Origin of the sequence: Cytobacillus oceanisediminis (assembly GCF_004366035.1) — a bacterium.
GTDB lineage: Bacteria > Bacillota > Bacilli > Bacillales > Cytobacillaceae > Cytobacillus > Cytobacillus oceanisediminis_C.
Map to the genome: position 1 here is coordinate 72,426 of NZ_SOEE01000014.1, position 17,054 is coordinate 89,479.

Genomic DNA, 17,054 nt, shown 5'->3' on the forward strand with positions numbered 1-17,054 from the left:
AATTACATATAATAATGACTGGTTGGTCATTTGTCAATCAAAAAGGAGTGACACCATTACATGAGCAAAAAGCAATTAATTATGGAAAGCGCTTTAGAACTCTTTGCAAAGCAAGGGTTTGAAGCTACCTCTGTACAGCAGATCACAGAGCACTCCGGTATTTCCAAAGGAGCTTTCTACTTATCATTCAAATCAAAAGATGAATTAATCATGGCCTTGATTGATCATTTTATGGAGCAATTCGTTTCAGATATTGACCATATAGTCAAAGACTCGAATAACAGGGGCGAAGAGCTTTTAAGAAAGTTTTTTTACACCACGTTCCACTCCTTTCAAAAGCATTCAGACTTTGCCAAGATTTTCATCAAAGAACAGGCACATACATTTAACGAAGAGCTTATATCAAAAGGGCGTCACTTTGACCAATTAATTGATGATATTACTCTATCCATGCTTGATCAGTTATACGGAGAAACCGTCCAGCATACAAAATACGATTTAATCTATTGCATCAAAGGCTTTATGCATGTGTACTCTCATTTATTTTTATTTTTCAATGTGCCTTTGGATTTGGACCTTCTATGCCGATCACTTGCAGAGAAGACAGAACTTCTTGCAAAGCATTCGACTATCCCGTTTATAACCGATGAGCTTTACGAGATGTTCAGGAAAACGGGACATGAAGAGATGACTCACGGGCAACTAATTGAAGTTATGGAGCAAAAAATAGAGGAATTAGAAGACTCGATTGAAAAGGAATCCCTCATCCTGCTAAAGCAGGATGTACAGGAGCGCAGCTTGAATCCTGCTATCGTAAAAGGGCTGATTACAAATATCAGAAACAACCCACATTGCAGATGGATTGCTTATCTGCTACTCCATTTCTATGAAATTTAGACCATGAAAGGCAGAATGCTTTAGCAGGCATCCTGCCATTTTCCTGCTATATAGGATTATTACCGCATAGTGTTTTTTTATTTTTTTACTTTTGAAACAGTCAGCCCATCACCGATAGGAATAAGCACAGATTCCAATTGAGGATGGTTAGCAACTGTTTCATTAAATTTTTTCATGAATTCAGTATGACGTTCAGGTTCAGCACTCTCGTCTGCTACACTGCCTTTAGCCAGTACATTATCACAAACAATTAAAGCTCCATTTTCCGCTAGTCTGATGCAATAATTCAGATAGTTTTCGTAATTTTCTTTATCTGCATCGATAAAGAAAAAATCAAATTGTCTATTATCGCTAACAAGCTGTTCGAGACTTTGCAAAGCTGGTCCGATTAAATATGATACTTGACTGCCAAAACCAGCTTTAGACAGATTAGTATTTGCTAATTTTGCGTAGCTCTCCATAAGTTCAAGGGAAGTTAATGTTCCTGACCGATCGAATCCCCTGGCTAAGCAAATCCCGCTATACCCCCCAAGGGCCCCGATCTCAAGTACACTTTTTGCCCCCGACATAGATACTAGCAGCGTAAGAAGCTTACCAGTAGAAGGAGATACTGATATGGACCGCATACCGTTCTCTTTTATGGAAATAAGAACTGCCTCTAAAATATCATCCTGGCTGTAAAAAACTGAATCGATATATCTGTTAATTTGTTTCATTTTCCCCGCCCCTTTTTATTTTTTTCTCTTCATTGGAATCTTTCACTAAATCTTCCTTATCTTCCGTTTTGCTAGCTGTTTCCCCTTCTTCAAATTCGTAAAGCTCAAATAACTGTACGAATTCGCTGATCACCATATCAATTGCTTTTAGCTCCCCGACTAGTATCGGATTAATTGATTGCAGCTCTGGCGTTTCTAATTGTTTCTTTAGTGCAGAACGTTTAAGGCTCATTCTCTCTAAAAAGGTAAGGGCTCTTCCTCTGCGAAATGTTTTTGCACTGCGATCCCTTCGTTCATGACCATCATTTTGATGTCTGTTTTCACCACGAACTCTATCAAATGTATACGATGTATTATTTTGAATTGTATACAAATGTATACAACAAATCATTGAAAAGGGACTGCCAGAGGGTCAGTTCTCACTGACATTCTGGACAGTCCCTTACATAGTTTATTTCAACTCATCTAAAACTTCCTCAATTTTAGCAAGCTCGGATTGTAAACCGCCTCCACTTAGGTACCATAGAGGGCCATCTAAGTAAACGATTCTTTCATTTTTAAAGGCATCTGTTTTCTTAATGATATCGTTTTCCATATCAGCTTCAATATTAGAGTCGCCACCAGTAGCTGCTGTACGGTCAATTACAAATAGCACTTGTGGGTTAAATTCCAGGATGGCTTCAAAGCCGAAGTTAGAACCGTGAGAAGAAGACTCGATATCTTCTGTTACCGGCTTGAATCCATAAATGTCATAAATGTAGCCGAAACGGGAATTTGTTGCAAAACCTGATAATTTACCTTCATTGTACATTGTAACTAGAGAGGTTTCGTAGTTTCCAGCTAAAGCTTTGATTTCTTCTAAAGCTGAATCATATTTTGCCATGTACTCTTCAGCTTCTGCTTCTTTATCAAACATTTTCGCCGCTAGATCTACAGAAGATTGGAATGTGTTCCAGTAGTCAGCCTCAGACGTACCAACAAACACAACAGGAGCGATTTCTTTTAATTCTTCATAGAATGCTGACTGACGCCCAGAGATAAAGATTACATCCGGATCCATTTCAGCGATATCTTCAAGTAAAGGTTCCTTTAATCCACCAACGCTTTTATACTCTTCAGAAGCGTATTTTTCAAGGTGAGCTGGCAGGGTAGAATCTTTTGCAACCCCAACAATTCCTTCAACACCTAGAGCATCTAATGTATCTAAGAAACCATAATCGAATACAGCAATTTTTTCTGGCATCTTTTCAAATTTCACATCTTCAAAGTTAGTTGTACCGCCCTCATTGCCTTCTGTTGAGGCAACTGTCGGAGATACCGTCATTGGATAGGCTGCGTTTCCTTCTGTTCCAGTTCCATTTGTTTCTTCCTCTGCTGCTTTATCAGCTGATTCTTCTTTTGAAGCTTCTTCGCTAGAACCACATGCGGCAAGCAATAATACCATAGCTGCTAACAATGCATAAAATAGTTTTTTCATCTTTCTTAACTCTCCCTTTTTATTTATTATTTGATATTGATTATCATTATCAATTATGATGATAATTATTATTGAATAATCTTTATTAGTCAATAACTTTTTGATGTTTTTTTAAATTATCTTCCAATTTTTCAGGAATCTGACACAAAAAAAAGCTAATCCCTGAAGAAATACAATAGATTTCTCCAGGTATATTTATTACTTCAAAGTTTACGTATGTGAATTAAAATAGACACAAATTCTGCAGCCATTCTGTTCTTGAATGGGAATATCCATATCATAAATTTCACGAAGCACTTCAGAATTTATGATTTCATGGGTCGGCCCATTTCTCATCAGCCGGCCATTTTTCAACGCTACGATACGATCAGAATAAACAGATGCAAAATTTATGTCATGCAAAACAATGACAACTGTCTTTCCAAGTTCATCAACAAGCTTGCGCAAAATTTTCATAATTTGAACTGAATGCTTCATATCCAGGTTATTTAAAGGCTCATCCAGCAGGATATAATCCGTATCCTGAGCAATGACCATTGCAATAAATGCCCGTTGCTTTTGACCACCTGATAATTCATCTAAATATTTGTCTTCCATATCAGCTAAATTCATATATTCAATGGCTTGATCAACAAACTTTTCGTCTTCAGCCGCTAAACGTCCTCTTGAATAGGGATAGCGCCCAAATGAAACAAGCTCACGCACTGTTAACCTCACATTAAGGTAATTGGCTTGTTTCAAAATAGATACTCTCTTTGCAAAATCCGAAGACTTCCACTTTTTCACATTATTCTGATCGAGTAATACCTCACCTGTATCTGCTTCTAATAAACGGCTTACCATAGAAAGAAGTGTTGATTTACCAGCACCATTCGGTCCAATAAAAGAGGTGATGGTCCCCGGCTCGATTGTGACTGTAACATCCTCTACAACAGGCTTTTTACCAAATTGTTTTGTTAATCCTTTGATTTCAATCATCCTGCTGCCCTACTTTCCTTAAGTAATAGATAAATAAAGTAAATACCGCCGATAAAGTTAATAATGACACTTAATGTTGTACGCAACTCAAAAATATGCTCCACAAGGAAATTACCGCCGACCAATGCAATAATACTGATCAAGCTAGCCCCTAATATGTGGATGGAGTGTTTATACGTCACCAGATACTGATAGGAGAGATTGGCAACAATTAATCCAAAAAATGTAATTGGGCCGACAAGCGCTGTAGATGCAGCAATTAAAACAGACGATAAAATTAAAATTCTCATTACCATGCCGTCATAATTAATGCCAAGATTTATCGCATTTTCGCGGCCAAGTGACATAACATCCAGTTTATCCATAATGAGGTAGCCATAGAGAAAAGCAAGAAATAGGATGCCAATTGAAATAAATAATAACTCAGCTTTTACGTTTGTAAAGGTCGCAAACAACCGGCTTTGAAGACTTAAATATTCGACTGGATCTATCAATACTTGCAGGAATGTGACAAAGCTTCCCAGAAGTGTCCCTATAATCATCCCTATTAATAGAAGAAAATAAATGGGATGCTTATCAGCCCTGAACAAAAACCGATATAAAATCAAAGCAAAGACGACCATGGCAAAAATGGCTGCGCCAAAGTTTAAATATTTATTTAACACCCACACTGACATCGACCCTGCAAAGAAGTAGATTAATGTTTGTACTACTTGATACATAGAATCAAGGCCCATAACAGAAGGTGTTAAAATACGGTTATGCGTAATTGTCTGGAACACAACTGTAGAATAAGCAATTGCGATTCCTGTAATAATCATTGCTGTAACTCGGAGCATACGCTTAGGAAAGGCATAATCAAAGCCGCCTTTAATATCATAAAAGCCATATAACAAAATAAACACAAGGGCAATAGCTGCTAGAATCATCAGTTTTGTACTATTTCGCATATGCTCTCCCCCTAAGCAGCATCGTTAAGAAGATTGCACTGCCTATCACTGCCACTGTTACATTAACTGGAATTTCATAAGGATGAATGATGATGCGCCCTAGAATGTCACATATTAATAAGAAGACAATTCCTAACACCGCTGTATGCGGAATTGTTTTGCGCAGGTTGTCACCTAAATATAAGGAGACAATATTGGGAACTATTAGTCCTAGAAATGGAATAACCCCGACAGTAAGGACAACCGTTGTCGATATAACCGCAACAAGGACCAGACCAATATTTAGTACTAGTTTATAACTTAAACCAAGATTTCTCGCAAAATCTTCACCCATTCCTGCAACTGTAAATTTATTCGCATAAAGATACGCTAGAATAATAGCTGGAATACTAACATATAAGAGTTCATAACGGCCAGCAATAATCAAAGTGAAACTTCCCATAAGCCAGGAAGATATATTTTGCAGCAGATCCGCTTCATATCCAAAGAACGTTGTAATGGAAGATAGTATATTCCCATACATAATTCCGATTAATGGAACAAAAATAACATCTTTAAATTTTATACGATCTAAAATCTGCATAAAGAGAAATGTACCTGCTAAAGCAAAGGCAAAACTAAAAATAACTTGCTGTGTATAGGTTACATTCGTAAAAAACAGCATGGAAATTAAAATACCCAGTTTTGCCGCATCCAAAGTTCCAGCAGTTGTTGGTGATACAAATTTATTTCGGCTTAAAGACTGCATAATTAAACCGGCAATACTCATCCCTGCCCCCGCTAATATTATCGCCAATAACCGTGGGATGCGGCTAATAAGGAAAATATGTGTTTCATCTGATTCCCAATTAAGCAGATCCTTAGGCGTTATATCTATTGCTCCGATAAATAGCGAGATAAAAGACAGAACGATGGCTGCAATTCCTAACATCCATAATCTCATTAATAACCCTCATAACATGTTTATTATCATTTCAACAATTGAAAAGATCTTTATTCCAAGCTAAGGAATAGTACTAAATCTATAAAACTATTTTTAAAAACAATGATAATCATTATCATCTAATAGCAAAAAAAAAGAACCTTGATATGTATAACTTTTTTGTTTATTGAAAATGATTATCAACTTGCCAACACAATAAATGTATCACAAAAAATAATAAAAGAAAAGAGGCAGATAGTAAATTTCGGTAATTGTCTAAATTTATTCTCACTTTAATAAAGAAACATAAAAAAAGAAGATTCAAACCAAAAAGTTGAATCTTCTATGCGCGGGCCTCTATAATGTTTTAATTAGAACCCGGATAGCCTCAGATACGTCAATCTGATTCTCCTGGCAGTGATTCGTAAGCTGCCGATATGTTTCCTCATCCAGCCTTACATGAACAGTGTGCAAATATTTTTCAGAATCTAATTTTTTCGGCCTTCCTCTTGTAACTTTTCTTTTGCCGCTCCCGTCTTTCCAAACATTTATGATGACATATCCGTGCTTTTGTAGCCAAAGATCACAATCATATTCTTTCCACATGTTTTTGGCCCTTTGCAGAAATTCAAGCTTGAATTTTTCCAGTTCATCTCCTTGAAGTCCCTTCATAATTGCTTTTTCCATTGCCTTATGTTCGTTAAAGTGGAGAAATTGGTCGTAGGATTTGAATGTTAATTCTTTCATTATTCCGCTCCCATAATCTATTATCTATCTATAAAAATCATACCCTTTAAGAAAACGGTTGTAAATCCTGACTGAATCGGTAACTTCCTTCATTTTATTTACATTAGACGGCAAAATATTCACAGTTTAAATGAATTGATGCCGGTCTTATATGTAATTCTCATTAAAAAAAAAGACCCAATCCTGTAATTGGATTGAGTCTTACTTAATCAAATTATTATGATGTTATGGAGCGGCAATTTTCAAGCCGGCATCCACAACTTTACTGGTCCAACATTAGTACAGACTTTCCTTACTCCACAGTAACCGACTTAGCCAGGTTACGCGGCTTATCTACGTCACACTCACGGTGCAGCGCAGCAAAGTAAGAGATTAATTGTAAAGGTATTACAGAGATAAGAGGTGTTAATAGCTCGTTCACTTCCGGAATGATAAAGCTGTCTTCTTCTGTTTCCAGCCCTTTCATGGAAATGATGCAAGGGTTTGCTCCACGGGCAACAACCTCTTTGACGTTGCCGCGAATGCTTAAGTTAACACTTTCTTGAGTTGCCAGAGCAATGATTGGCGTACCGTTCTCGATTAAAGCGATGGTTCCATGCTTTAATTCTCCGCCTGCAAAGCCTTCAGCTTGAATATATGAAATTTCCTTCAGCTTAAGTGCACCTTCAAGGCCAACATAGTAGTCAATCCCACGGCCAATAAAGAACGCATTGCGTGTAGTAGAAAGGAATTTGCGTGCTATATCTTCGAAATCTTCCTTCGCATCGCAAAGGACTTCCATTGCGTTAGCAACAATGCCCAGTTCCTGAACAAGGTTGAAGTTCAGTTCCAATCCGCGGCTCTTCGCAGTAACTTCTGCAAGAATGGATAATACAGCAATCTGGGCTGTATAAGCCTTTGTAGAAGCAACTGCAATTTCAGGACCAGCATGAAGCAATAATGTGTAATCTGCTTCACGTGATAGAGTTGAACCTGGAACGTTTGTAATGGTTAATGCCTTATGGCCCATTTCCTTCACATTTACAAGTACGGCACGGCTATCTGCTGTCTCACCGCTTTGAGAGATAAAGATAAATAGCGGCTTCTCTGAAAGCAGCGGAATATTGTAGCCAAACTCACTTGAAATATGAACTTCAACCGGGATTTTGGCGATTTTTTCAATGAACTGCTTTCCGACAAGACCTGCATGATAAGAAGTCCCGGCAGCAATGATATAAATGCGGTCTGCATCGTTCATTGCTTCAACGATTTCCTGGTCGATTGTCAGCTCGCCATTATCATCTTGATACTTCTGGATGATTTTGCGCATCACTAAAGGCTGCTCATCGATCTCTTTCAGCATGTAGTGAGGATATGTTCCTTTTTCAATATCGCTTGCATCCAATTCGGCCGTATACGGATCACGGCTGATTTCCTCGCCATTCAGCGTCTGAATCTTAACAGCATCTTTTGTGACAATAACGATTTCTTTGTCCATTAGTTCAACATATTGATCTGTAACTTGCAGCATCGCCATTGCGTCAGAAGCGACTACATTGAACGTTTCACCTAATCCAACCAGAAGAGGACTCTTGTTTTTCGCAACAAAAATTGTTTCATTGTTTTCTGCATCCAAAAGGGCAATTGCATAAGAGCCTTTTAAAAGTGTCAGCGTTTTGCGGAACGCTTCTTCAGTATAAGAACCTTCGTTCACGAATAGTTCAATCAGCTGAACGATGATTTCTGTATCTGTATCACTTTTAAGGGCAACTCCCTGCAAATATTCGCGCTTTAAGATGTCATAGTTCTCAATAACGCCATTGTGAACAAGCGTAAAACGGCCTGAATTGCTTTGATGAGGGTGGGCATTTACTGTGCTTGGAACCCCGTGAGTCGCCCAGCGGGTGTGTCCGATCCCTGTGTTTGCCACCACATCTTCATCAACAATATTGCGTAGGTCCGCAATACGGCCTTTTTCCTTGAAAACCTGAACCCCGTTATCATTCATAACGGCGATGCCAGCTGAATCATAGCCTCTATATTCAAGCTTTTCCAAGCCCTTTAATAAAATTTCCTTTGAATCTAAGTTTCCAATATATCCAACGATACCACACATACTTCTTTTCCTCCTAATAATGAAGGGGCAAGAAGCCTTTTCGGGGCAGTCCTGCCCCTTATCTCTGTTTTTTTATATTCGCCGCTCTAAGGGGCATCACAGCCTCTTGGATGAGCGTTTCTTAGTTTTAGCATTCCCTTCTCTTTGTCCATTCAGTTGCCCGAATGTTTTAAAGAAGAAATCATCGGTTGTGCTTTCAACCGGGAGGCATCCGCCGAACATTCGATAAACCTCCTCCTCGTCAACTAATCCTTACGTCCAGGATCAGTTCAGGCGCTTTAAATTTAATTAATTTCTCACGATCCACCTTTCTCTTCTTGAATAAAAGATGTCCTGTATTCTTAAATACAAAAACAGGATTATCATACATCAAAGTCAGACTTCCGTCAACAGATAAATGAAGGCAGCTGCCAGCCGGCCATTTGGGTATTCCCTTTTCGTGCAGCTGTAAACTCCATATATAAAAATATGCATAAGGGAGTTCCGGAGTTCCCTTATGCATATGATTTGTGCTTTTATTCCTTTAATCCCATTTCACTTTCAACAACGGCAGCGATGCGCTCTACATATGATGCGCAAAGTTCACTCGTTGGGGCTTCTGCCATTACGCGTACAAGCGGCTCTGTACCGGAAGGACGGACCAGAATCCGGCCGTTTCCGTTCATTTCTTCTTCAACCTGTGCAATGACTTCTTTCACTTTTTCATTGTCTGTCACATGATGTTTATCTGTGACACGAATGTTTACAAGCTTTTGCGGGAATTTCTTCATTTCGTTCGCAAGCTCAGATAGCGGCTTCTTTGTTACTTTCATGATGTTAACAAGCTGAAGGCCTGTCAAAAGCCCATCTCCAGTTGTGATGTAGTCCAGGAAAATGATATGACCTGACTGTTCTCCGCCAAGGTTGTAGCCATTCTTCTTCATTTCTTCCACAACATAGCGGTCGCCTACAGCTGTCTGAACACTTTCCACACCGTTGGCTTCAAGCCCTTTATAGTATCCAAGGTTGCTCATCACAGTGGAAACTACTGTGTTTTGCTTAAGTCTTCCCTGCTCTTTCATGTATTTTCCGCAGATATACATGATTTGGTCGCCATCTACAATATCGCCATTCTCATCAATGGCAATTAAACGGTCGCCATCTCCATCAAAAGCCAAACCTACATCTGCTTCTTTTTCCTTAACAAAGGCAGACAATGCCTCAGGATGAGTAGAACCGACTCCTGCATTGATATTTAATCCATTAGGAGATGCTCCCATCATGGAAAGATCAGCATCAAGATCAGCAAATAGGTGTGTTGCCAGCGGAGAAGTGGCCCCATGTGCACAATCGAGCGCAATGTGGATGCCTGAGAAATCTTCATCAACCGTCTGCTTTAGGTATTGAAGATACTTCTGTCCTCCTTCAAAATAATCATTTACCTGCCCCAGGCTGCCTCCGACCGGTCTTGGAAGCTGGTCTTCTGCCATATCCATCAATTGCTCAATTTCAGCTTCCTGATCATCGGACAATTTAAACCCATCCGGGCCAAAGAATTTGATTCCGTTATCTTCAACAGGATTATGGGAAGCAGAAATCATTACGCCAGCTTCTGCACCCAGAGCTTTTGTTAAATAAGCGACGCCAGGCGTTGAAATGACACCGAGGCGCATAACTTCTGCTCCGATTGATAATAGCCCCGCTACGAGTGCGCCTTCGAGCATATGGCCCGAAATACGGGTATCACGGCCGATTAATACTTTCGGACGATCATGGTCCTTCGTTAATACATAACCCCCAAAACGGCCCAGTTTAAAAGCCAGCTCTGGTGTCAATTCACTATTTGCAACTCCTCGTACTCCATCTGTACCGAAATATTTACCCATTTTATAATCGCTCCTTCTAACTTTAAAAACTATATTAAGCTTCTTCTTTTCGCGTAATTGTAATAGTCGCTTTACCTGATGCAGTTTTTATATCCACCCCTGAAGGGCCATCGACATTGATTGGCACCTCATGATCACCTTCACCAAGGTCTGCCAGGCTCAAATACAGATTAAAATCTTCCGCTTTGAGATCCTGAACCGTGCTGCTTTTTCCGGTAACCGTAATACTTGTCCGTCCGGAAGCTGGATTTTTAAGGACTGCTTCATATTCTTCAGCTAAGCCGGCTAAATTGATGGGGAGGCTTGAAAAGGTTTTGGTTTCCTCTTGTTCCTGTGCCTGTGTTTCTTCTGCAGGCTCTTCGGTGCTTTCCTCTTCTCTATCAGCATTCTCAGCGTTCTCCTCAGTGCTAACGTCAATAGACGCCTTCACTGTCTTAGGGTCCACTGCAGAAATGCCATCCGGAATAATAACCGGTAGGGTGAGCACGGTATCTTTTTCGATCTTGCTTACATCCACCTCTACCCTGACACTTTCAGTCTCATTTAATATTTCTTCCCGGCCCGTTATGGAAGCCTCGTTAACATCGAGTTCAATCGAATTAATGGTAACACCATCTTGAGGGTCCCCCTTCCGGACGATCGTAACGGGAACCGTCTTGCTTAACTGCTTAACCGGCACTGTTACTTGAATTACCTGGGGTTCCACAATAACATCAAGCTTATTCATCTCACGGTCCAATACCCTGACAGTTGCTTCATCAGTGATTGTCTCGGTTATTGGCCCCTTTACATCCAAGGTTGCTTTAACAAAGCTGATCCGCTCGATCACTTCTTTTGCACCTGTGATTTTTACCGTCTTTGGTTCCGCAGATGCCGCATCGGCTGAATACCCCTCACCAAGCAGTCCATTATTAAATTCTGCATCCACTTTAAACTCCTGGGTCACTTTTTCGTGGACTGTCACATCTGCATATTGCGGGTTGATTGTCACATCAAGTTTATCTGAGATATCGCGGATCTTAATTTCCACTCTTTGAGAGCCGATTTCTGCATTTGTCAAATCTACATATACTTCAAAGTTCTGCAGTTTTTTAGCTTGCTCCAAGTGGCTTTTTGGCCCTTCTATATTTAAGTCCACTGTTTCCGGAATACCGGTAACGACCAGATTTTCCGTATCATAATAGCTTTTCACCGGGACATTTTCAACAATGCCTGAATCCTGCTGGCCAGGAACGTTTATATCCTTTAATTCCTTATCTGCATCATACACAGAGTCAAATAGAAAAAGTGCCAGTATCAAGGCAACAATTTTCATGAACCAGCGGGTATCTACCAATTTATCAATTAACTTATCCATTCTTTTTCCCCCTCCAGTTCCAAAGACCTGAAGAAGTCTGCTTTAGTTTCTGTTGAACAAGCAATTCATTTGAAAGCATATCTTTAAAAGCTTCAGCTTTTAAATCACGGTGCAGCTCACCGTTTTTGGTTAAGGAAACACTTCCTGTTTCCTCTGATACGATAATGGTAATACTGTCGGTTACTTCACTTATACCTAAAGCAGCCCTATGCCTGGTGCCGAGCTCTTTTGAGATGAAGGGGCTTTCTGACAGAGGAAGATAACACGCTGCTGCTGCCACACAATTCTTTTGAATGATAACGGCTCCGTCATGCAGCGGTGTGTTCGGTATAAATATATTAATCAGGAGCTCAGATGATATTTTAGAATCCAGCTGAATACCGGTTTCAATATAATCGTTCATCCCTGTTTCCCTCTCAACTGAAATAAGCGCCCCAATGCGGCGTTTAGCCATATAATCCACAGCCTTAGCAATGGATTCGACCAGTTTCTCCTGATTTTCCTCCTCCTGATTAGCTGTCCTTGAGAAGAATCTTCCTCTCCCCAATTGCTCCAATGCTCTTCGCAGCTCCGGCTGGAAAATGATTATGATGGCCAGAAATCCCCAAAGAAGCACTTGTTCCATCATCCAGCCTAATGTTTGCAGGTGGAACTTGTCGCTTGCTACTTTGACCAGGATAATGACAAAAATCCCTTTTAGCAATTGGACAGCCTTTGTTCCTTTTACAATCATTATGAGTTTATAGATGACGTACCAGACAAGGAGAATGTCTATTGTATTAGCCAACAATTTCAAAATAGAGAAATCTGCAAACGACATTATCCTTCCTCCAAATATATATTTCAAAAGCAATAAATGCTTAAAGTTCCTTTATGTAACTTTCATATTATATCATATTTGACGCTAATTCCAATTTTGAGACAACAGACACCACCTGGAAAAATAAGTACACTAAGAATCCCTGCATTAAAGCAGGGATTCTTACTATGGTTATGTCTATTTCTCTTTATCTGTTTCTCCGCTTTCAAATACGTTTACAGCATCTTTGGCTGCCTTTTTGATGTGGTACCATAGCCATTCGAAAATGGCATCAACCTCTTCAATTTCTCCGGTAACATTACCTGCTGAAGCCATGTACTGCTGGCCATTGATGACTGTAACATTTCCGTCTATTTCGCCCTGGATTTCCAAGTCGCCGTTCTTAACTACTACATCGCCTTTTACCACTTCGCCTTCGGGTACAATCACCTTATCATTTTCCACCACAAGGTTTGGCTGCTTGGAAACTGATAGTTGGTGATCCTGATCCCAGGATGATACGACGCTTCCCATCATCAGAACAAGAAAGAGGGATGCAGCAGTTAGAATCGGATGATGCCTGAACCAGCGCTGGACCCCGACTTTCCGCTTCTCTTTGGGTAATTTGGCCATAACGTTTGCTGTGAAATTTTCAGGTGCCTGTATATGTGAAGTGCTTTGGACTAAAGCGATCGTCTTCTTTAATTCATGGAAATGAATTTGGCATTCCTCACAGTTCTGCAGATGTGCCCTTAATTCCTTCTCATGTTCGGCTGAGATCTCTTCATCTAGGTACTCATGCATATAAACAACCATTTCTGCTGGACATTTCAAAGTTCTCACCCTCTTTTTTAAACGTATCTTAATTGATTCCTAAGTGCTTCCCTGCCCCGGTGAATTCTGGTTTTAACCGTTCCCAGAGGAAGGTCCAGCGTTTCACTGATCTCGTTCAGCGATAATTCTTCAATATATTTTAGAACAATAACCGAACGATATTTCTCCGGAAGCTTCGATATTTCCCTTTGGATTGTTTCCTGCAGTTCCAGGCTTTCAACATCTTCCTCCGGCAGCCTCGCATCTGAAGCAATTTGAGAATACATGTTCAGTCCATCCGTTCCTGCGACCTCTGCATCCAGATAATAATCAGGCTTCTTTTTTCTGATTCTGTCTATACAAAGGTTAGTGGCAATCCGATAGAGCCACGTGGAAAATTTCAAGTCAATATTAAAGCTGGCAATGTTAACATAGGCTCTTAAGAAAGCCTCCTGTGCGATATCCTCTGCCTCATGCCTGTTTCCCAGCATTCTGTAGCAAATCTGAAAAACTTTATCTTTGTATATTTCAACAACTTCAGCATAAGCATCCTGGTCGCCTTTTAATACTTGCTTTATCCTCTTCTTTACGATTGTCTCCATTTTTTTACCTCCGCTCCAGTGCGGCTAATCGATAATACGAATCGATAGCGGAAAAGGTTTCATTTTAATTAAAAAACATTCAATTTCTATATTAGCAAATTTTTACTTATTCTGGTTTATTTTTTTCCTTTTAGGGTATAAAAGTACTAAATTAATCGAAAAGGGTTGGTTACGGTGTGTGTTAAGGAATTATTGAGAGATATTGAGGATTGCCGATCAAGAATGATTCAGTTAACAGCTTCCGCTTCTTTTACAGACCACTTGGTAGTTGATACGAGCACGAAACTCGATCAGCTTCTAAATAAATATTATACACTTACAGCAAAAAAATGAGCAGAACTTGTATACGTTCTGCTCATTTTTATTTTTCTATTATTATAGAAGCTTCTCGCCAAATAATGAACCCATAAGCGCGACTGCCACAGTAGCTGTTTTGTTTTTGTCATCCAAAATTGGGTTAACCTCTACAAATTCAGCCGATGTAATGATCTGCGATTCTGCAAGCATCTCCATGGCCAAGTGGCTTTCACGGTAGCTGATACCTCCAATAACTGGAGTTCCAACACCAGGGGCATCATGCGGATCCAGTCCATCCAAATCTAAAGACAGATGAACACCATCTGTATTTCTTTCTTTTAAATATGTAATAGACTCCTCCATGACCTTTGTCATCCCAATCCGGTCGATTTCGTGCATGGTGTATACTTTAATGCCTCTTTCCTTAATAAGCTCCCGCTCTCCTTCATCCAAAGATCTTGCCCCAATAATGACAATATTCTCTGGCTTAACCTTTGGAGCATATCCCCCTACATTGGTTAAAAGCGGGTGGCCAATTCCCAGGCTTACTGCAAGAGGCATACCGTGTATGTTCCCTGATGGTGAAGTTTCAGCTGTATTTAAATCACCGTGGGCATCATACCAGATTACCCCAAGATTTTTATAGTGCTTCGAAACACCGGCCAAGGTTCCGATTGCGATGCTGTGATCGCCGCCCAGTACTAATGGAAAAGAACCGCTTTCTATTGCTTTATCAACTTCTTCGCCTAGTTTTTCTGTCTTTTCAGCAATAAGGTCCAAGTTTCTAAGATTTGAATTTGGATCGATTTGAACTTCTGGACGGCCGATGGCAATATCGCCCTGGTCATGGATTTCTTCGAATAAACACTTTAATCGTTCATTTACACCGGCATATCGGATCGCACTTGGCCCCATGTCCACACCGCGTCTCATCTGGCCAAGATCCATCGGCATTCCAATTATCGATAATTTCTGTCTTTTCATAGTAAAGTCCTCCCTTTCCCTTCATACTCATATTTTAACCGCTTTCAAACACATGACTCAACTCGACAAAATCGTGTATATATATGCGGTTTCCGGGGAAGAAAGTCCTAACAACCAGGTGTTCACCTCTAATGATGAGAAATAAAAAATCCCTAAACCATGATGGTTTAAGGATTGTCGCATGATGTATAATGGTGGAGCCTAGCGGGATCGAACCGCTGACCTCCTGCGTGCAAAGCAGGCGCTCTCCCAGCTGAGCTAAGGCCCCATTTATTTGGAGCGGAAGACGGGATTCGAACCCGCGACCCCCACCTTGGCAAGGTGATGTTCTACCACTGAACTACTTCCGCAAACATATTTATATGAAAAGTAAGACCTTCAGGAATCGATTCCCAAGGTCTGTGTTTTTCTATAAAGTGAGCCATGAAGGACTCGAACCTTCGACCCTCTGATTAAAAGTCAGATGCTCTACCGACTGAGCTAATGGCTCGAAATTGGCTGGGCTAGCAGGATTCGAACCTGCGAGTGACGGAGTCAAAGTCCGGTGCCTTACCGCTTGGCTATAGCCCAATAATGACAAAATAAAAAGGACATTCATATCTTGTCCAGTTTTTTGTGTTTTTATTAAAAATAAATGGTGGAGGGGGGCAGATTCGAACTGCCGAACCCGAAGGAGCGGATTTACAGTCCGCCGCGTTTAGCCACTTCGCTACCCCTCCATCTATAAAACAAGATGGTGCCGGCGAGAGGACTTGAACCCCCAACCTACTGATTACAAGTCAGTTGCTCTACCAATTGAGCTACACCGGCAGCTTGTACATTTAAATTAATGGTGGAGGATGACGGGATCGAACCGCCGACCCTCTGCTTGTAAGGCAGATGCTCTCCCAGCTGAGCTAATCCTCCATTATGGTGACCCCTACGGGATTCGAACCCGTGTTACCGCCGTGAAAGGGCGGTGTCTTAACCGCTTGACCAAGGGGCCTAGTACTCTAGTTGTCTAAATTAAAAGAGCTTCCAACCGGGCTCGAACCGGTGACCTCTTCCTTACCATGGAAGTGCTCTACCTGCTGAGCTATGGAAGCAACAGCTCATAATTCCCAAAAGGGGCTTTATGAAAATGGCTCCGCAGGCAGGATTCGAACCTGCGACCGTTCGGTTAACAGCCGAATGCTCTACCACTGAGCTACTGCGGAAAATTGGTATTTTAGTAAACAGCCCGGCAGCGTCCTACTCTCACAAGGGGACAGCCCCTAACTACCATCGGCGCTGAGAAGCTTAACTTCCGTGTTCGGTATGGGAACGGGTGTGACCTTCTCGCCATCGCCACCAGACTATTTTCAAAAGACAAGTATGATTATACTTTCTTTTGATGTTTTTTTCAAGAGGAAATTTCATTTTTTCGTTCCCTCAAAACTAGATAATGTATGAAGAAGCATATGCCGAGTATTCTACCAATGTGGTTAAGTCCTCGATCGATTAGTATCAGTCAGCTCCACATGTCGCCACGCTTCCACCTCTGACCTATCAACCTGATCATCTTTCAGGGATCTTA

At 40.6% G+C, this 17,054-nt stretch carries 17 protein-coding genes, 10 tRNA genes and 2 rRNA genes; 2 read left to right on the forward strand and 27 right to left on the reverse strand.

From position 1 onward, the window contains the following. Nucleotides 1–60: 60 nt before the first annotated feature. Entirely contained in the window at nucleotides 61–897 is an 837-nt protein-coding gene (locus DFO72_RS25475) for a TetR/AcrR family transcriptional regulator (protein ID WP_113885075.1), read from the forward strand. A 77-nt stretch (nucleotides 898–974) separates the two neighbouring features. Here the strand turns inward: DFO72_RS25475 and DFO72_RS25480 are convergent, their stop codons facing one another. The 14 genes from DFO72_RS25480 to sigW form a co-directional block, all read right to left on the reverse strand. Beyond that, nucleotides 975–1,613 carry an O-methyltransferase gene (locus tag DFO72_RS25480; RefSeq protein WP_113885076.1) on the reverse strand — a complete coding sequence of 213 codons (639 nt, stop codon included), beginning with the start codon at nucleotides 1,611–1,613 and terminating at the stop codon, nucleotides 975–977. Next, a complete protein-coding gene (locus tag DFO72_RS25485; RefSeq protein WP_113885077.1) occupies nucleotides 1,600–2,004 on the reverse strand; it encodes a hypothetical protein in 405 nt (134 codons plus the stop codon). Before DFO72_RS25485 ends, DFO72_RS25480 begins: the two co-directional genes overlap by 14 nt. Before the next feature lie 60 nt (nucleotides 2,005–2,064). Then, nucleotides 2,065–3,090: a siderophore ABC transporter substrate-binding protein gene (locus DFO72_RS25490; protein WP_113885078.1), complete on the reverse strand. Its 1,026-nt coding sequence runs from the start codon at nucleotides 3,088–3,090 to the stop codon at nucleotides 2,065–2,067. Between the two features lie 210 nt (nucleotides 3,091–3,300). Continuing rightward, the gene (locus DFO72_RS25495) at nucleotides 3,301–4,068 is read right to left on the reverse strand and encodes an iron ABC transporter ATP-binding protein (RefSeq protein WP_113885079.1); all 768 of its coding nucleotides are present in this window, start codon (nucleotides 4,066–4,068) and stop codon (nucleotides 3,301–3,303) included. After that, nucleotides 4,065–5,018: an iron chelate uptake ABC transporter family permease subunit gene (locus tag DFO72_RS25500; RefSeq protein WP_113885080.1), complete on the reverse strand. Its 954-nt coding sequence runs from the start codon at nucleotides 5,016–5,018 to the stop codon at nucleotides 4,065–4,067. Before DFO72_RS25500 ends, DFO72_RS25495 begins: the two co-directional genes overlap by 4 nt. Next, nucleotides 5,008–5,961: an ABC transporter permease gene (locus DFO72_RS25505; protein ID WP_009336388.1), complete on the reverse strand. Its 954-nt coding sequence runs from the start codon at nucleotides 5,959–5,961 to the stop codon at nucleotides 5,008–5,010. The genes DFO72_RS25500 and DFO72_RS25505 overlap by 11 nt, the downstream gene beginning before the upstream one ends. Nucleotides 5,962–6,297: 336 nt before the next feature. Then, nucleotides 6,298–6,687: a ribbon-helix-helix protein, CopG family gene (locus tag DFO72_RS25510; protein ID WP_113885081.1), complete on the reverse strand. Its 390-nt coding sequence runs from the start codon at nucleotides 6,685–6,687 to the stop codon at nucleotides 6,298–6,300. A 292-nt stretch (nucleotides 6,688–6,979) separates the two neighbouring features. Further along, nucleotides 6,980–8,782 carry a glutamine--fructose-6-phosphate transaminase (isomerizing) gene (gene glmS, locus DFO72_RS25515; protein ID WP_113885082.1) on the reverse strand — a complete coding sequence of 601 codons (1,803 nt, stop codon included), beginning with the start codon at nucleotides 8,780–8,782 and terminating at the stop codon, nucleotides 6,980–6,982. Nucleotides 8,783–8,878: 96 nt separating this feature from the next. Beyond that, complete coding sequence (locus DFO72_RS30495) at nucleotides 8,879–9,004, reverse strand: hypothetical protein (RefSeq protein WP_258549837.1); 126 nt, start codon at nucleotides 9,002–9,004, stop codon at nucleotides 8,879–8,881. Between the two features lie 293 nt (nucleotides 9,005–9,297). Continuing rightward, on the reverse strand, nucleotides 9,298–10,647 hold the full coding sequence (gene glmM, locus DFO72_RS25520) for a phosphoglucosamine mutase (RefSeq protein ID WP_113885084.1): 1,350 nt from the start codon (nucleotides 10,645–10,647) through the stop codon (nucleotides 9,298–9,300). Nucleotides 10,648–10,681: 34 nt separating this feature from the next. Continuing rightward, nucleotides 10,682–12,004, reverse strand: coding sequence for a CdaR family protein (locus DFO72_RS25525; RefSeq protein WP_113885085.1), 1,323 nt, complete (start codon nucleotides 12,002–12,004; stop codon nucleotides 10,682–10,684). After that, nucleotides 11,997–12,824 carry a diadenylate cyclase CdaA gene (gene cdaA / locus DFO72_RS25530; RefSeq protein WP_113885086.1) on the reverse strand — a complete coding sequence of 276 codons (828 nt, stop codon included), beginning with the start codon at nucleotides 12,822–12,824 and terminating at the stop codon, nucleotides 11,997–11,999. The genes DFO72_RS25525 and cdaA overlap by 8 nt, the downstream gene beginning before the upstream one ends. A 177-nt stretch (nucleotides 12,825–13,001) precedes the next feature. Further along, nucleotides 13,002–13,637 (reverse strand): anti-sigma factor family protein, encoded by a 636-nt coding sequence (locus DFO72_RS25535; protein WP_113885087.1) that lies wholly within the window; start codon nucleotides 13,635–13,637, stop codon nucleotides 13,002–13,004. A gap of 17 nt (nucleotides 13,638–13,654) precedes the next feature. Beyond that, nucleotides 13,655–14,218, reverse strand: coding sequence for an RNA polymerase sigma factor SigW (sigW, locus tag DFO72_RS25540; protein WP_048008702.1), 564 nt, complete (start codon nucleotides 14,216–14,218; stop codon nucleotides 13,655–13,657). A gap of 174 nt (nucleotides 14,219–14,392) precedes the next feature. Here sigW and DFO72_RS25545 point away from each other — a divergent pair, with 174 nt between their 5' ends. Continuing rightward, nucleotides 14,393–14,551 (forward strand): aspartyl-phosphate phosphatase Spo0E family protein, encoded by a 159-nt coding sequence (locus DFO72_RS25545; protein WP_113885088.1) that lies wholly within the window; start codon nucleotides 14,393–14,395, stop codon nucleotides 14,549–14,551. 42 nt (nucleotides 14,552–14,593) lie between these two features. Here DFO72_RS25545 and rocF read toward each other — a convergent pair whose 3' ends face one another. The 13 genes from rocF to DFO72_RS25610 all read right to left on the reverse strand — a co-directional run. Beyond that, nucleotides 14,594–15,499 (reverse strand): arginase, encoded by a 906-nt coding sequence (gene rocF, locus DFO72_RS25550; RefSeq protein ID WP_113885089.1) that lies wholly within the window; start codon nucleotides 15,497–15,499, stop codon nucleotides 14,594–14,596. A gap of 192 nt (nucleotides 15,500–15,691) precedes the next feature. After that, nucleotides 15,692–15,767 (reverse strand) — tRNA-Ala (locus tag DFO72_RS25555). A gap of 7 nt (nucleotides 15,768–15,774) precedes the next feature. Then, nucleotides 15,775–15,849: transfer RNA gene (locus DFO72_RS25560), tRNA-Gly, on the reverse strand. A gap of 67 nt (nucleotides 15,850–15,916) precedes the next feature. After that, nucleotides 15,917–15,989, reverse strand: a tRNA-Lys gene (locus DFO72_RS25565). A 5-nt stretch (nucleotides 15,990–15,994) separates the two neighbouring features. Further along, nucleotides 15,995–16,069: transfer RNA gene (locus DFO72_RS25570), tRNA-Gln, on the reverse strand. 65 nt (nucleotides 16,070–16,134) lie between these two features. Continuing rightward, a tRNA-Tyr gene (locus DFO72_RS25575) sits at nucleotides 16,135–16,218 on the reverse strand. A gap of 15 nt (nucleotides 16,219–16,233) precedes the next feature. Beyond that, a tRNA-Thr gene (locus tag DFO72_RS25580) sits at nucleotides 16,234–16,309 on the reverse strand. Nucleotides 16,310–16,329: 20 nt separating this feature from the next. Beyond that, nucleotides 16,330–16,405 (reverse strand) — tRNA-Val (locus DFO72_RS25585). Between the two features lie 4 nt (nucleotides 16,406–16,409). Next, a tRNA-Glu gene (locus DFO72_RS25590) sits at nucleotides 16,410–16,484 on the reverse strand. 27 nt (nucleotides 16,485–16,511) lie between these two features. After that, a tRNA-Thr gene (locus DFO72_RS25595) sits at nucleotides 16,512–16,584 on the reverse strand. A gap of 36 nt (nucleotides 16,585–16,620) precedes the next feature. Beyond that, a tRNA-Asn gene (locus DFO72_RS25600) sits at nucleotides 16,621–16,695 on the reverse strand. A gap of 21 nt (nucleotides 16,696–16,716) precedes the next feature. Then, nucleotides 16,717–16,833 (reverse strand): 5S ribosomal RNA (rrf, locus tag DFO72_RS25605). A 125-nt stretch (nucleotides 16,834–16,958) separates the two neighbouring features. Continuing rightward, a 23S ribosomal RNA gene (locus tag DFO72_RS25610) occupies nucleotides 16,959–17,054 on the reverse strand; the annotation flags it as partial.

Coding starts and splice junctions, on each gene's coding strand:
- glmS (WP_113885082.1), bottom strand. CDS start 8,782: ATGTGTGGTATCGTTGGATATATTGGAAACTTAGATTCAAAGGAAATT.
- DFO72_RS25490 (WP_113885078.1), bottom strand. CDS start 3,090: ATGAAAAAACTATTTTATGCATTGTTAGCAGCTATGGTATTATTGCTT.
- DFO72_RS25500 (WP_113885080.1), bottom strand. CDS start 5,018: ATGCGAAATAGTACAAAACTGATGATTCTAGCAGCTATTGCCCTTGTG.
- DFO72_RS25495 (WP_113885079.1), bottom strand. CDS start 4,068: ATGATTGAAATCAAAGGATTAACAAAACAATTTGGTAAAAAGCCTGTT.
- DFO72_RS25510 (WP_113885081.1), bottom strand. CDS start 6,687: ATGAAAGAATTAACATTCAAATCCTACGACCAATTTCTCCACTTTAAC.
- glmM (WP_113885084.1), bottom strand. CDS start 10,647: ATGGGTAAATATTTCGGTACAGATGGAGTACGAGGAGTTGCAAATAGT.
- DFO72_RS25480 (WP_113885076.1), bottom strand. CDS start 1,613: ATGAAACAAATTAACAGATATATCGATTCAGTTTTTTACAGCCAGGAT.
- rocF (WP_113885089.1), bottom strand. CDS start 15,499: ATGAAAAGACAGAAATTATCGATAATTGGAATGCCGATGGATCTTGGC.
- DFO72_RS25525 (WP_113885085.1), bottom strand. CDS start 12,004: ATGGATAAGTTAATTGATAAATTGGTAGATACCCGCTGGTTCATGAAA.
- DFO72_RS25475 (WP_113885075.1), top strand. CDS start 61: ATGAGCAAAAAGCAATTAATTATGGAAAGCGCTTTAGAACTCTTTGCA.
- DFO72_RS25505 (WP_009336388.1), bottom strand. CDS start 5,961: ATGAGATTATGGATGTTAGGAATTGCAGCCATCGTTCTGTCTTTTATC.
- cdaA (WP_113885086.1), bottom strand. CDS start 12,824: ATGTCGTTTGCAGATTTCTCTATTTTGAAATTGTTGGCTAATACAATA.
- sigW (WP_048008702.1), bottom strand. CDS start 14,218: ATGGAGACAATCGTAAAGAAGAGGATAAAGCAAGTATTAAAAGGCGAC.
- DFO72_RS25485 (WP_113885077.1), bottom strand. CDS start 2,004: ATGATTTGTTGTATACATTTGTATACAATTCAAAATAATACATCGTAT.
- DFO72_RS30495 (WP_258549837.1), bottom strand. CDS start 9,004: ATGTTCGGCGGATGCCTCCCGGTTGAAAGCACAACCGATGATTTCTTC.